General features: G+C 57.5%; 2 protein-coding genes. Both read left to right on the forward strand.

Translation table 11 applies throughout. The features are described 5' to 3' along the window. On the forward strand, positions 1 to 1009 hold a 1009-nt coding region (locus AB4Z17_RS33365; protein WP_441964737.1), incomplete at its 5' end, for an LGFP repeat-containing protein. 40 nt (positions 1010 to 1049) lie between these two features. Then, positions 1050 to 1726: hypothetical protein (locus AB4Z17_RS33370; RefSeq protein WP_441964739.1), on the forward strand; the 677-nt coding region annotated here is incomplete at its 3' end.

Genomic DNA, 1726 nt, shown 5'->3' on the forward strand with positions numbered 1-1726 from the left:
AAGGAGCACCATCATTCGGGGCCGTGGACCCCGACGCAACCCGACCGCGTCGGCCACCCCGCCACGTCCGGAAACCGGAACCATCACCGGGACAAGAAATCCGAACTCGATCAGGCCGGCACGCCGCGCTCACGAAAGATCGAGGCTAGCCGCTCGATCCGGCTCAGACATCACGAAAGCGCAACAACGAACTCTTACCGTTCCCGTCGAGAACCTTCCAGAACTACCTGCTGGTACTGTCGCCCGATCTGAAAAAGAGCCCATACCAGAGGGATTCAGCAAGGAGGAAGCCGATCTCTCGGAGCGGATGGCTCTAGTTGCTGCGGCAGACTGCCAGTTCTACTGGCCATCGCCCCACGCTGTCTGCGGGGCGATTCGGGATAAGTACAACGCGATGGGAGGCCCAGGAAGCTTCCTGAATTTCCCGACATCTCCCGAGTACCAGAATCCGGGAAATACGGGCGCCCGGTCGGAGTTCGTCAACGGATCCATCTACTGGTCCGCGGCCACTGGGGCACACCCGGTCACCCTGCTTTACATGAACAAGTGGGCCCAGCACAACTGGGAGGCAGGATGGATGGGATATCCGACCACTGACGAGTTCGTGAATCTGGATAACATTGGAAGCCGTCAGGAATTTCAAGGCGCAGCCATCTACTGGCATCCCCTTCAATCGCCGCTCACTGCAGTCATCGGCGGGGCAATCCGCGACAAGTGGAACGCAACCGGAGCAGAGATTGGAACACTCGGGTACCCCACTACCGATGAAAAGCCGCTAGCCAAATATAACGGACGGTACAACGATTTCTTCCTAGGGGCGATCTACTGGTCAAGCGTCACGAATGCGCACTCGATCGATTTCGACGTCTTGAGGCTGTGGCGAGACCGTGGGGGAGAACAGGGATTCTACGGTTACCCCACCGGCGACACCAACAGGGACGGCTTGTTCACTACGTGGCTGACGCAGAACTTCGAGCAGAACAACGTCGTCGCGTACAGACCATTCTGAGCAAGATTTAGAGTTCAAACCTAGAAGAGAAATGGTAAAGATGAAGAGCAGACTCGCAATAGCGGCGGCGGTCGTGGCGCTTTCCACTCCAGCCCTGATGTCGTCTCAAGCTCAGGCTCAAGAGCAAGGCACGGGCAGCCCTTACGAGGCTCCGGTCAGCGCCGTTCCCACGACTAGCTGCACGGAGTACGCCGAGGAACACGCTCCACAAGGCGCAGACTGGGCGTGCGTTGGGAACTCCTTGACCATCACTGAAGGGGGCGGTTCCAAGGTCACCTACACGAATGTTGTCACCGGACTCACCGAGGAAGTCACCAACAAGTCCAGCGTAGAGCGCGCCGATATCGCGGCTGCGGCGCAAGCAGCCGAGACCACTTCCGGAGGGCAAGCCGAAACTCAGACACCTGGCGTGGCACCCAGAGCGATCAAGGATGAATACCATGCGTCGAACAGCAAGGAATTCATCATCTGGAAAATCGGCGATGACAAGGGTGCTACGACTTTCAGCTACAACATCTCTCTCCACAACCACTCGGGCGATGTTTCCATGGGGTACTGGGAGACTTCCGGAATACCTGTCGAGCTCCAGTACAAGCTACGTATTCGCGAAGACGTCAACAATGGATTCGATCAGGACGTCTTCGAATATGAACACCCCGACAACTACAATCCCGGCTACGCTGCGATCTACAACACCATGTACGAACCGTACTGGGG

Origin of the sequence: Paenibacillus sp. TAF43_2, assembly GCF_052113545.1 — a bacterium.
In the GTDB taxonomy this organism is placed as follows: Bacteria; Bacillota; Bacilli; order Paenibacillales; family Paenibacillaceae; genus Pristimantibacillus.